The sequence below is a fragment of the Paenibacillus gorillae genome (assembly GCF_000513275.1).
Lineage (GTDB): Bacteria > Bacillota > Bacilli > Paenibacillales > Paenibacillaceae > Pristimantibacillus > Pristimantibacillus gorillae.
Genome location: NZ_CBVJ010000048.1, coordinates 21,588 through 34,507, shown reverse-complemented (window position 1 = coordinate 34,507; position 12,920 = coordinate 21,588). Strand labels below are relative to the sequence as shown.

The 12,920-nt window shown below is 50.6% G+C and carries 10 protein-coding genes and 1 other RNA gene; all 11 read left to right on the top strand.

Annotated elements, in window-relative coordinates; translation table 11 throughout:
• Positions 1-89 precede the first annotated feature (89 nt).
• The 11 genes from TY10_RS09385 (at position 90) to rnpB (ending at position 12,806) form a co-directional block, all read left to right on the top strand.
• Positions 90-1,655 carry an MDR family MFS transporter gene (locus tag TY10_RS09385; protein WP_042162760.1) on the top strand — a complete coding sequence of 522 codons (1,566 nt, stop codon included), beginning with the start codon at positions 90-92 and terminating at the stop codon, positions 1,653-1,655.
• Positions 1,656-2,023: 368 nt separating this feature from the next.
• Positions 2,024-2,911: a glycine--tRNA ligase subunit alpha gene (gene glyQ / locus TY10_RS09380; RefSeq protein WP_042162759.1), complete on the top strand. Its 888-nt coding sequence runs from the start codon at positions 2,024-2,026 to the stop codon at positions 2,909-2,911.
• A complete protein-coding gene (gene glyS / locus TY10_RS09375; protein ID WP_042162758.1) occupies positions 2,904-4,985 on the top strand; it encodes a glycine--tRNA ligase subunit beta in 2,082 nt (693 codons plus the stop codon). Before glyQ ends, glyS begins: the two co-directional genes overlap by 8 nt.
• 93 nt (positions 4,986-5,078) lie before the next feature.
• Positions 5,079-5,891, top strand: coding sequence for a pyruvate, water dikinase regulatory protein (locus TY10_RS09370; protein WP_081735179.1), 813 nt, complete (start codon positions 5,079-5,081; stop codon positions 5,889-5,891).
• 75 nt (positions 5,892-5,966) lie between these two features.
• Positions 5,967-6,437 (top strand): YaiI/YqxD family protein, encoded by a 471-nt coding sequence (locus TY10_RS09365; protein ID WP_042162756.1) that lies wholly within the window; start codon positions 5,967-5,969, stop codon positions 6,435-6,437.
• Positions 6,438-6,474: 37 nt separating this feature from the next.
• Positions 6,475-8,313 carry a DNA primase gene (gene dnaG / locus TY10_RS09360; protein WP_042162755.1) on the top strand — a complete coding sequence of 613 codons (1,839 nt, stop codon included), beginning with the start codon at positions 6,475-6,477 and terminating at the stop codon, positions 8,311-8,313.
• A 33-nt stretch (positions 8,314-8,346) separates the two neighbouring features.
• Positions 8,347-9,480 (top strand): RNA polymerase sigma factor RpoD, encoded by a 1,134-nt coding sequence (rpoD, locus tag TY10_RS09355; RefSeq protein ID WP_042162754.1) that lies wholly within the window; start codon positions 8,347-8,349, stop codon positions 9,478-9,480.
• Between the two features lie 80 nt (positions 9,481-9,560).
• Entirely contained in the window at positions 9,561-10,418 is an 858-nt protein-coding gene (locus tag TY10_RS09350) for a hypothetical protein (RefSeq protein WP_042162753.1), read from the top strand.
• A complete protein-coding gene (locus tag TY10_RS09345) occupies positions 10,418-11,218 on the top strand; it encodes a tRNA (adenine(22)-N(1))-methyltransferase (RefSeq protein ID WP_042162752.1) in 801 nt (266 codons plus the stop codon). The genes TY10_RS09350 and TY10_RS09345 overlap by 1 nt, the downstream gene beginning before the upstream one ends.
• Positions 11,185-12,306: a Nif3-like dinuclear metal center hexameric protein gene (locus TY10_RS09340; protein ID WP_042162751.1), complete on the top strand. Its 1,122-nt coding sequence runs from the start codon at positions 11,185-11,187 to the stop codon at positions 12,304-12,306. Before TY10_RS09345 ends, TY10_RS09340 begins: the two co-directional genes overlap by 34 nt.
• Before the next feature lie 95 nt (positions 12,307-12,401).
• Positions 12,402-12,806, top strand: an RNA gene (gene rnpB / locus TY10_RS28750) — RNase P RNA component class A.
• Positions 12,807-12,920 lie beyond the last annotated feature (114 nt).

The following is a 12,920-nucleotide window of genomic DNA, read 5'->3' as shown; positions in this document are numbered from 1 at the left end:
CAGTCTGCAGACTGAGCACGTTTTATTTGGAATCGGTTATGATTTAACCGTGTTGGTTTTGAGGAGAGATTACAGGAGGGAATAATGACATGAACGCACAAGCGCAACAAAGCCGGCTAGGCTTTGTCGTAGCCGGGCTTTTGCTCGGGATTTTGGTCGCTTCCATCGATAATACGATCGTTTCGACCGCTATGGCTACCATCGTCAGCGATCTGGGAGGCATGGACAAATTCGTCTGGGTAACGTCGGCCTATCTCGTGACGGAAATGGCAGGTATGCCGATTTTCGGCAAGCTATCGGATATGTACGGAAGGAAAAAGTTTTTCGTATTCGGTATTGCCGTGTTCTTGCTTGGCTCGATGCTGTGCGGAACAGCGGAGACGATTACACAGCTCAGTATTTACAGAGCTATTCAGGGTATTGGAGGCGGGGCGATGATGCCAATCGCCTTCACGATCGTCTTTGATATTTTCCCTGCGGAAAAAAGGGGCAAGATGGGCGGTTTGTTCGGAGCAGTATTTGGCACATCCAGCTTGTTTGGACCGCTTGCCGGCGCTTATTTTACCGACCATTTGGACTGGCGCTGGATTTTCTACATCAACATCCCTGTCGGGATCGTAGCGCTGCTCTTTATTATTTTGTTCTACAAGGAATCACATGAGCATTCCAAGCAGCGGATTGATTGGTGGGGAGCCGCTACCCTGGTTGGAGCGATTATTTGCCTCATGTTCGCCCTCGAACTGGGAGGCAATGAATACGCTTGGAATTCGGCGCAAATTATCGGCTTATTCGTCGGATTTGCCGTGTTATTCATTACTTTCCTTTTCATTGAGTCGAAGGTATCAGAGCCGATCATTTCCTTCGCGATGTTCCGGAAACGGCTGTTCGCGGCCAGTACTAGCGCAGGCTTATTCTACGGTGCAGCTTTCATTACAGCAGCGTTGTACATTCCGATATTTGTACAAGGCGTATTTGGCGGAACGGCGACAAGCTCCGGCTTGATGCTGCTGCCCATGACGCTGGGTTCTGTATTTGCAGCCCAAGCGGGCGGTATTCTGGCGAATAAAATGCCATACCGGAACGTTATGATTTTGTCGGCCGTCATTTTTATTGCCGGCGTAGCATTGTTGTCGACGATTACACCGGATACGACGAAATTTATTTTGTCTATCTATATGCTGATTACCGGCTTCGGTATCGGCTTCTCTTTCTCGGTTCTCGGCATGTCATCCATCCACAGCTTCGATATGCGCCAGCGCGGCTCGGCCAATTCAACGATGGCGTTCATCCGCTCGCTGGGTATGACGGTGGGGATTACGATCTTCGGCATAATTCAGCGCAACAGCTTCTCTAGCGGCATGGCAGAATCCTTTAGCGGAGCGGGCACAGCAGGTGCGCCTATGTCCGATAACGCCCGCCAATTGCTTGCACCAGAGAGCAGAGCGGAGATTCCGAAAGAAGTAATGGATAAAATCATCGGTGTGCTTTCGGGCTCCATATCGACGACTTTCTTATGGTCGATCGTTCCGGCTGCATTGGCTCTTGTCTGCGTATCCTTGATGGGGAAAGCGTCGATGAAGGATTTGATACAGCAGAATAGAAAGCCTAAGCAAGATGCAAGCGGAGAGCCAGCGGCTGAAGTACACGGCCACTAATTCACAGTGAGGCATATCTTGGTTTTCGTTTTCGTTTGACTTTGGCATTAAAATTATTTAATATATATGAATATGAATATCGGACAATGATGGAGAAAGTAGCCAATCCGGCCGGCAAATGAAGCGATTCGGGGATAGTGTGAGCCCGGACAGGTCGATTAGCGAAAAGGCACTCCGGAGTCGTGTTGAACAAAGCGGATTTTCCTGCAGCACTGACAAGTGATGCTGCACAACAGGAAAGTCAAGTAGGGTGGAACCGCGGGAGCTTACAGCTCTCGTCCCTATGTCTGGAAGCAGGCGTAGCGACGGGAGCTTTTTTTGCGTCCCTGCAACGCCTAGCATTTTAAGAAAAAGGAGCGGGGACGGTTATGAATTTTCAAGGTATGATATTGACGCTGCAGCAGTTTTGGGCAGAACAGAACTGCATTCTCGTGCAGCCTTATGATGTGGAGAAAGGCGCAGGAACGATGAATCCGATGACGTTCCTTCGTTCAATCGGCCCTGAGCCATGGAACGTTGCTTACGTGGAGCCTTCCCGCCGTCCGGCGGACGGACGTTACGGTGAGAACCCGAACCGGCTGTATCAGCATCACCAGTTCCAAGTCATTCTTAAGCCATCGCCGGATAACATTCAGGAGCTGTATCTGGAAAGCTTGAAGCGGCTCGGCATCGATGCCAAGCATCATGATATCCGGTTTGTTGAAGACAACTGGGAATCGCCGACGCTAGGCGCTTGGGGACTTGGCTGGGAAGTATGGCTTAACGGCATGGAGATTACACAATTTACGTACTTCCAGCAAGTTGGCGGCATCGACGCTAATCCGGTAGCTGTTGAGATTACGTACGGTATGGAGCGTCTTGCTTCCTATATTCAGGAGAAGGAAAATGTATTTGATCTGGAGTGGGTAGACGGCGTCACTTATGGCGACGTGTTCCTGCAGCCTGAATTTGAGCATTCGAAATATACGTTTGAAACTTCTGACGCTTCGATGCTGTTCTCGTTGTTTAATATGTACGAGGAAGAAGCCAAGAAGACGATTGCCAATAAGCTTGTATTTCCCGCATATGACTATGTGCTGAAATGCTCGCATGCATTCAACTTGCTAGATGCGCGCGGAGCTATCAGTGTAACGGAGCGTACCGGCTACATTATGCGTGTCCGTAATCTGGCTCGCGCCTGTGCGGCGACATATTTGGAGGAACGGGAAAGACTTGGCTTCCCGCTGCTGAAGAAAGGAGTGGAGCAAAATGGCTAAAGATTTATTGCTGGAGATCGGACTGGAAGAAGTGCCTGCCCGTTTCGTACGCGGCGCGATGAACCAGCTTCAAGAGAAGATGGTCAAATGGCTGGCAGATGCCCGAATCGGCTATCAAGCAGTTGAAGTATTTGCTACGCCCAGACGTCTTGCCGTACTCGTGCATGGCCTGGAAGAAAAGCAGGCTGATGTTAACGAGCAAGTGAAGGGTCCTTCGCGTAAAATCGCACTGGACGACCAGGGCAATTGGAGCAAAGCCGCTCTAGGCTTTGCCAGAAGTCAAGGCGTGGAGCCGGAGCAGTTCTTCTTCCAAGAGCTTGCCGGCGTTGAATACGTCTATGCAAATAAAAGCAGCATCGGTACGGAAACAGCTTCTGTCTTGCCGGACGGCTTGACGAATCTTATTACGTCGATGTCTTTCCCGAAAAACATGCGCTGGGGCAATTATGAGCTGAAATTCGTCCGTCCTATTAAATGGATGATTGCGCTGTTCGGGCAAGATATTATTCCGCTTGAGCTTACTGGGGTAAAAAGCGGCAACGTAACGCGCGGACACCGTTTCCTCGGCGGCGAGACTGTCGTCAGCCAGCCTTCGGAATATAAAGAGCGTCTGCGTGAGCAGCATGTCATTGCTGATGTTGCGGAACGCGAAGCGCTGATCGTATCGCAAATCAAAGGGCTGGCGGAAGAGCAAGGCTGGGAAATTGCAATTAAAGAAGATTTGCTGGAGGAAGTATTGTTCCTGGTTGAGTACCCGAACGTATTGTTCGGCAAATTCGATCCTTCCTTCCTCGACATTCCGCAGGAAGTGCTGATCACTTCTATGCGTGAGCACCAGCGTTATTTCCCGGTGCTTAATGCAGAAGGCCAGCTGCAGCCGTTCTTCGTAACGGTTCGTAACGGCGACCGGACATCTATCGAGCAAGTAGCTAAAGGCAATGAGAAGGTGCTGCGCGCCCGTCTGTCCGATGCGAAGTTTTTCTATCAAGAGGATCAGAAGCTAGCGATTGAAGATGCGCTTGCCAAATTGGAAAACATCGTGTACCACGAGGAACTGGGATCGGTTGCGGATAAAGTACGGCGTATTCGCGATACGGCCGATCGCATTGCAGTTAAGTTGAACGCAGATGCCGATACGGCTGCATTCGTCAGCCGCGCCGCTGATATTTGCAAATTCGATCTGGTCACCCAGATGGTCTACGAATTTCCTGAATTACAAGGCATTATGGGTGAGGATTACGCTCTTAAAGCCGGTGAGAGTCAGACGGTTGCTCAGGCTATTAACGAGCACTATCAGCCTCGCTTTGCCGGGGATCAAGCGCCAGGCAGTCTGACAGGAGCAATTGTCAGCTTGGCTGACAAGATCGACACCATCGTTGGCTGCTTCTCGATCGGCATTATACCGACGGGCTCCCAAGATCCGTACGCATTGCGCCGTCAGGCTGCAGGCATCGTTCAAATCATTCTCGCACAAGGCTTGAACTTGAAGCTGGAAGAGCTGTTTGAAGCCGCGCTTACTGTACATCAGGCCCGCGGTATGAAACGCAGCGAGGAAGAGGTACGTAAAGAATTAGGAGAGTTTTTTGCACTGCGTGTGAAAAACGTGTTGTCCGAGCAAAATGTACGTTATGACGTAGTAGATGCGGTTATGGCATCGGGCTATGACGATCTTCGTCTGACTGTTGAAAGAGCGACCCTAATTCAAGCCTTGGCGTCTGGCGGGGAGCGTACTGAATTCAAGCTGACGGTTGATGCATTCAATCGTGTATGCAATTTGGCTTCGAAAGCAGCAATCCGTTCCGTCAATCCGGCCCTGTTCGCGGAAAGTGCGGAAGGCGCACTTCATGAAGCGTGGAAGACGGCTCATCCATCGGTTGTTCAATCGCTGGCAGCTGGCGATGTTGCGGCTGCGCTTGCGCAATTGTCTGCACTAAGAGAACCGATTACCGGCTACTTCGATGGCGTTATGGTTATGGCGAAGGAAGACGATGTCCGGGAGAACCGCCTGGCTACTCTTGCACTGATCGCTGACGACATTGCAGGCATTGCCGATTTCGCCAAGCTGGTCTGGTAGTTTGATGCCTTTGCATGACAAGTGCTCAAGTGTCAGCGAGCTAATCAACGATGTCAGTCTCTCCGATCTGAAATTGAGGAGGTTGATGGAATGATGGCCAAGATGAACGATGTAATTATTTATGTCATATCCGATGCCGCGGGCGATACGGGAGAACTCGTCGTCCGCGCAGCGGTTGCCCAATTCCATCCCCTGCATGCGGAAATCCGGCGCGCTCCATTCGTAACGGACATCCCGACCATCGAACGGTTTGTCCGGCTGGCGAAGGAGGCGGGCGCGATCGTGCTGTATACGCTAGTTATCCCGCATTTGCGGGAAGGGCTTCGCAAGCTCGCCGAACAGTATGAGGTTACTGCTATCGATCTGCTGGGCCCTCTAATCGAGAGCCTGGAGAGGCAAACCGGAAGGCAATCAAGACATGAGCCAGGTTTGAACCATGTGCTCGATGAGGATTACTTCCGTAAAGTAGATGCCGTGGAATTCGCCGTCCGTTACGACGACGCCAAAGATCCGTCAGGCGTTCTGAAGGCTGATATTGTGCTGGTTGGCGTATCACGTACATCAAAAACGCCATTGTCGATGTATTTGGCCCATCAGAAATATAAGGTGGCCAACATTCCGCTGGTGCCGGAAATCAAGCCGCCGCAGGAGCTGTTCCTCGTTCCTCATCGGAAGATCATTGGACTGACAATCGGCGTGCCTTATTTGAACATCATCCGGAAAGAACGGTTAAAGGCACTAGGACTTCCGAACAGTGCTTCTTATGCCGCGGAAGAGCGGATTGAAAGAGAACTGCTGTACGCCGAATCAATTATGAACCAGCTCGGCTGTGTCGTCATCGATGTATCCCACCGGGCGGTAGAAGAGACGGCAAGCCTGATCATGGAGCATATTCGGGCATTCTAATGCGGATATGGCAGGAGTTTTCGATTATTTGCCGTATATATATAATTCGAACGAGAAGAATGAGCGGTGATCCGAATGCAAGCCAATAAACCGACTATTGTTGTTGACGGCGACGCTTGTCCTGTCAAAACGGAAATCGCACAAGTCGCTCGGGCACATGAAACTCCGGTGCTCATGGTGTCATCCTATGACCATCGGCTTGAAGCCCAGCCAGGTGTACGGGTCGTACAGGTAGACAGCAGCAATCAATCTGTCGATTTGTATATCGTCAATCATATCGTGAGGGGCGATATTGTCATTACCCAGGACTTTGGGCTTGCTTGTATCGCGATTGGCAAAGGCGCTGTCGTATTGTCAAACCGCGGCGAGACCTACTCGGACGCCAACATCGATTATTTGATGGAACGCCGCCATGAATCGGCAAAGAAACGGCGCGGCGGAGGCAAAACAAAAGGCCCCAAAGCGATGAATCAGGACGATCGGGACCGTTTTCAACAAAAGTTGACAAAAGTTTTACGCAACTTGCAGGAGAAAGAGGACATTTAGCGAATATTACTTACGTATTATCTAGAGGTGATGAACGATGGCGACATACGGTAAAATACCGGAGGATGTCATTGAAGCGGTTCGCCGCCACCATGATATCGTAGATACGGTTGGAAAATACGTTCATCTCTCGAAGCAAGGCAAATATATGAAAGGGCTCTGTCCCTTCCATTCGGAGAAGACGCCTTCCTTTACCGTAACGCCGGAGCTGCAAATCTTTCATTGCTACGGATGCGGAAAATCGGGGAACGTAATCCGGTTTGTGGAAGAGCTCGAAGGCTATTCTTTTCCTGAAGCGGTTCGTGTGCTTGCAGAGGATGCGGGAATTCCCGTTACCTGGGCCGGATCGGACGGCAGCAAGCCGTCGGCTGAAGATACAGAGCGGACTGTCTTGATCGAGGCGCATGAATTGTCGGCCAAGCTTTACCACTACCTGCTGAACAATACGCAGCATGGCAAAGCAGCCAAAGATTACTTGCGCGAGCGCGGTTTGGGTGATAAACTAATCGATCATTATATGATTGGTTACGCCCCGGAGCAATGGGATACATTGAGCCGGTTTTTGGACAATCGCAAATTTGATCCGGCATTGATGGAGAAGGGCGGTTTATTGTCGGCCAAGCATGACGGAAGCGGCTATGTCGACCGTTTTCGAAGCCGCATTATGTTTCCAATTTGGGATCGGGACGGCAAAGTAACAGCTTTCGCAGGACGCATCATCGGCGATGGGCAGCCGAAGTATTTAAACTCTCCGGAGACGATGCTGTTTACGAAAAGCCGTACCTTGTACAATTTGCATCATGCGCGGCCGGCCATCCGGAAGCGCAAGCAGGTCGTTATTTTTGAAGGGTATATGGATGTTATAAGATCTTGGAGTGCAGGCGTGAAAAATGGTGTTGCGACGATGGGAACGGCATTGACGGCAGAGCATTGCCAGATGCTCGGAAGGCAGGCGGATGAAGTCCTCATTTGTTATGATGGCGACGACGCTGGACAAGCCGCCGCAATGAAGTCGATTCCGATGCTGGAAGCGGCCGGAATGAGAGTCATGGTGTCCATGCTGCCAAAAGGCAAGGATCCAGACGAATATATTGCCGAATATGGCCCGGAAGCTTTTATGCGGGAAGCGATTGACGAGCCTGTCTCTGTAACAAAATTTAAGCTTATATATTCGAGAAAAAACCATATACTGCTAAAAGAAGAAGGACGAAAAAACTATCTGCTTGAAGCTGCTGGAATTGTGGCGGAGCTTGATTCAGCTATTGAACGCGAAATTTATTTGCAGGAATTGTCCCGCGAATTTGAAGTTCCTCTTGAGGTATTGAAGCAGGATTGTCTGATTAAGCATCAGGAACTGCAAAAAAAGAAGCCGCAAAGGGATAATAACGACAATTCGTGGAATAATGGTAGGAATGAAAATCGCCGTAAATCGGGTCCCCCTGCGGTATTGCCTGCTTACGTCAAGTCGGAGCGGCGTTTGCTTCACGTTATGATGCGTGACAGCGAGGTTGCCCAGACGGTGCACGAGAGATTAGGCGACGCGTTCAACATTGAGGATCATGCAGCGCTTGCTGCTTATTTATATGCATTTTACGCGCAGGGCTATGATCCGGATGCCGGCAGATTCATCGCGACCCTTCAAGACGAACGTCTGGAGAGAGCGGCTGCCACTATTTTAATGATGGACGGCGATTTCCCCTTCAATGAAGACATACTGGCTGCCGATATACAAGATATCATTAACGTGTCGCTGCTTAGGGAAGTCCACCGAAAAAAAGAAGAAATGGTGCAGGCAGAGCGTGCCGGAGATCATCTGCTTGCTGCGCAAATGTCAATTGAGATTATAACCCTAGAAAGACAGCTCACAGGGCGATAGGACGAACGGTTCTAGGGAGGAGGGAGTCGGAAGATGGCGAATGATCAGCATACTGAACTAGAAGCCGAGCAAAGATTAGATCATGTGAAGGATCAGTTAATTGAACAGGGCAAGAAGAGAGCCTCTTTAACGTATAAAGAAATTATGGAGAAGCTTTCGCCTTTCGATCAAGATCCGGAACAGATTGATGAATTTTTCGAACAGCTCGATGATTTGGGTATCGAGGTACTGAACGAAAATGATGAGGAACGCGATAATCCGCTCCGCAGCAATGACGATCAAGAGAGAGAACAGGACGAATTCAATTTCGATGACGATCTGGCTCTTCCTCCGGGTATCAAAATCAATGATCCGGTTCGGATGTACTTGAAAGAAATCGGACGTGTTCCGCTTCTTTCGGCAGATGACGAAATTGAATTGGCAAGAAGAATTGAGAACGGCGACGAGGAAGCGAAACGCAGACTTGCGGAAGCCAATCTCCGTCTCGTTGTCAGCATCGCGAAGCGTTATGTCGGACGCGGCATGCTGTTCCTGGATTTGATTCAAGAGGGCAATATGGGCTTGATCAAAGCGGTTGAGAAATTCGATCACCAAAAAGGCTTCAAATTCAGTACGTATGCGACATGGTGGATTCGTCAAGCCATTACACGGGCGATTGCCGACCAGGCGCGGACGATCCGGATTCCGGTTCATATGGTGGAAACGATCAACAAGCTGATCCGCGTTTCCCGTCAATTGCTGCAAGAGCTGGGGCGCGAACCGACGCCGGAAGAAATTGCGGCTGAGATGGAATTAAGCACGGACAAGGTTCGGGAAATTATGAAAATCGCACAAGAGCCAGTATCGCTCGAGACGCCTATCGGCGAAGAGGACGACTCCCATCTGGGCGATTTCATCGAGGATCAAGAAGCGCTCGCTCCTGCGGATGCGGCAGCTTACGAGCTGCTGAAGGAACAGCTGGAGGATGTGCTCGACACGCTTACTGAGCGTGAAGAGAATGTGCTCAGGCTCCGTTTCGGTCTGGATGACGGACGTACAAGAACGCTCGAAGAAGTGGGCAAAGTGTTCGGCGTTACTCGTGAGAGGATTCGCCAGATTGAGGCGAAGGCGCTTCGCAAGCTTCGTCACCCGAGCCGCAGCAAACGGCTTAAAGATTTCCTCGAATAAAATTAAATGTATCGATAGCGACCTTCTGCTCATGCAGCAAGGTCTTTTTTTCCACAAAACCGAGAGGAACCTATTCGGCCATGAATGAAGAGCGCAGGCAAATCATTGTGAAAGAAATCGAGCATTGGAGCAGAAGCAAACTATTACCAGATCAATATTGCGATTTTTTATTAAATTTATATGCGGATCAGGAACAAAGGGAGCAGGACGGGAAAAAGGCCGGTGCAAGACGCGAATCGTCTTATGCGGTTGCCAAAGCCTTAATGGCGGCACAGCGTGCATCCGGTAAGTATTGGCTCCTTACATTTGGGTTTTTTACCTTAATTTCCTTTGTTGTGCTTTATTTTAACGCTTTTCATCCGCTATTGCAAATTGGGGTTTCGCTCTTGGGTGTTTCCGGTTTGATGTGGGCTGGCAGCCGGATAAGGCGGCGCAGCGAAGCGGGCGGATTGGCTTTATCCGGTGCTGCTATGCTGCTTTTGCTGGGCTCAGGACTCTATATGCTGGAGCTGCATGAGCTTGCGGAATGGGGCTGGAAAACAGCGCTGCTGGCCTTTTGTGCCATATTTTGGATCATATACGGCATCACAGCGAAAATTCAGACCTTCCATTTTTGCGGCTGGATAGCGGCTGTTCTAGTCTATGCCTGGCTGCTGTCCTCTTTCTTGGGAACGCCTTCCTGGTATGAGCCTCAGCTCTATTGGCTGCCGATTGCCGGGATCTTCGGATGGGCAAGCTGGTTTATTCACCGGTTATCCAAACCGGTATCTGCTGTGTTGTTTGCGATGTGTGCAGTGCTCTGGTTCATGCCGGAGCTGTACGCGATGTTATTTATTGATGAACCGATTTTACTGCAGATTCAACTGCTGCTAAAAATCGCGATTGGCGGAGGACTGCTGTTCGCCTTGCGAAAACAATGGATAGTGTGGGTTGCCTAATGTTAAAAATATCAAAACGTCTGCAGACGATTGCAGACTTTGTCACACCGGGCTCGCGTACGGCTGATATTGGCTCGGATCACGCGATGCTTCCGGTTTATCTGCTACAGACGAATAGGGCTCCTTCGGCTATTGCCGGAGAGCTGAATCAAGGTCCTTATGAGGCGGCACGCAAGCAGGCTATGGATGCAGGCTTGTTGCAGCGGCTTGCTGTACGCCGCGGAGACGGTTTATCCGTACTGCAGCCGGGAGAAGCCGATACGGTCACTATTGCCGGCATGGGCGGCGCTCTGATGAGCGACATCTTGGAAGCGGGCTACGGACAAGGTAAGCTGGAAGGTGTAAGGGAGCTTGTGCTCCAGCCTAATGTAGGCGAGGATATCGTGCGCGGCTGGCTGATAAAGCGCGGCTGGTATTTGCAAGCTGAGTTTATTTTAGAAGAAGACGGTAAAATCTATGAAGTGCTTCATGCTGTTAAGCTGCAAGACGACCCGACTGGGGCTGCTCTAAAGGCACTAGACGAGCGTCTCTATGACAGCTCCTTTTTACCCATAGAGATGAATGCAGAGCAAGGCAAAGCGCTGCTGCTGCAAATGGGACCGCATCTGCTCCGCCAGCCTACTGATGTGCTTGTGGACAAGTGGCGTTTGGAGCTGGAGAAGCTGGAGAGAATTTGCGCACAGCTGGCGCTTTCCGAACTGCCGCAAGCAAGTGAAAAGAGGGAGCAGTTCCGCGCCCAAATGAAAGCAATTGAGGAGGTGCTGCATTGTTTGCCAACGGTCAAACGGTCGTTCAGCTAATGGAGCAGCTTGCTCCTAAACATTATGCAGTCGAAAATGATAAAATCGGATTGCAATTAGGATCGTTAAATAAAGAAGTGAAAAAAGTATTCGTTGCGCTGGATGTGACGGAAGAGGTTGTGGAAGAGGCGATCAACGCCGGTGCGGAGCTTATTATTGCCCATCATGCGATCATCTACCGCCCGCTGGCTAAGCTGGATACGTCAACTGCTTCCGGCAAGCTCTATGAGAAGCTGATTAAGAATGATATTGCTGTATATATTTCTCATACGAATCTGGATGTGACGGATGGCGGCATCAATGATTGGATGGCGGATATGGTCGGCATTGTACCGGAATCCCGTCAATGTCTCGAAGAGGTGCATACAGATAAGCTGTACAAGCTCGTCGTATTCGTACCGGAGAGCCATCATGAGACGGTGCTGAATGCGATGTTCCAGGTTGGCGCGGGAGCAATCGGCAATTACAGCAAATGCAGCTTCAATATCGAAGGAACGGGTACTTTCCTTCCGGGCGAAGGGACCTCTCCTTTTATCGGAACGGCAGGCAAGCTGGAGAAAACAGCGGAAATCCGGATCGAGACGATTGTTCCGCATAGTGTTCATCGTAAGGTGGTTCAAGCTATGCTGAAGGCACATCCGTACGAAGAGGTTGCCTACGATTTGTATGCAGTCGATTTAAAGGGTCGTTCCTTCGGCTTGGGGCGTGCAGGAAAGCTAAAGGATGCTGTGACGCTTGGAGAGCTGGCTGAACGCGTCAAAGCGGTATTTGACGTGCCTATGCTGCGTCTAGTAGGTGATCCTGACCGGGTCATCCGCAAGGCAGCCGTACTGGGGGGCTCCGGGTCAAGATACATTCGCCATGCGATGTTCGCCGGTGCTGATGTGCTCATTACAGGCGACGTTGATTACCACACTGCGCATGATGCGTTAGCTGCAGGTCTGGCAATTATTGATCCCGGGCATAACGTGGAGAAAATCATGAAGCAGCGCGTTGCTGACTGGCTTAATGGCGAATTGGCACAGCGCAAATACAAGACAGAGGCCGTGGCGTCTGCATTGAGCACGGAGCCTTTCCGTTTCGTATAAGCCAAGCAAGTAGGCTTATGTTAGCAGAATTACATTGGCAACATATTTAAGGTTGAGCTTTTGCGCAATAACTTGTATACTTATTCGTGCATCGGAAAGTTTGACAGACAATCGCTGGCGGCCTTGTTGCCGCGAGAGGAAAGTCCGGGCTCCACAGGGCAGGATGCTGGATAACGTCCAGTCAGCGCGAGCTGAAGGATTAGTGCCACAGAAATGGACCGCCGATGGCCGGCTTTGCCGGCACAGGCAAGGGTGGAACCGTGGTGTAAGAGACCACGAGGAATGCAGGTGACTGCATACCTGGTAAACCCCATCTGGAGCAAGACCGAGAGAGCGCAGCAGCCTTGAGCTGCAGCCTTAGCCTGAGGCGCGTTCGGGTTGGTTGCTGGAGCCGTTCAGTAATGACCGGCCTAGATAGATGATTGTCGCTTCGCCGTGGGAGGGTCGTTCCCGCTTGAACCACTGGAAGTACAGAACCCGGCTTAAGGCAAACTTTCCGCACGTATAAACAATCAAGCACCTCTTGGCGATGACGCCTGGAGGCTTTTTTGTATTTATATCCGGGAGCGGGGGATAGAGAGATTTTTCCGCTGTCCAACCGTGTGCAATAGATG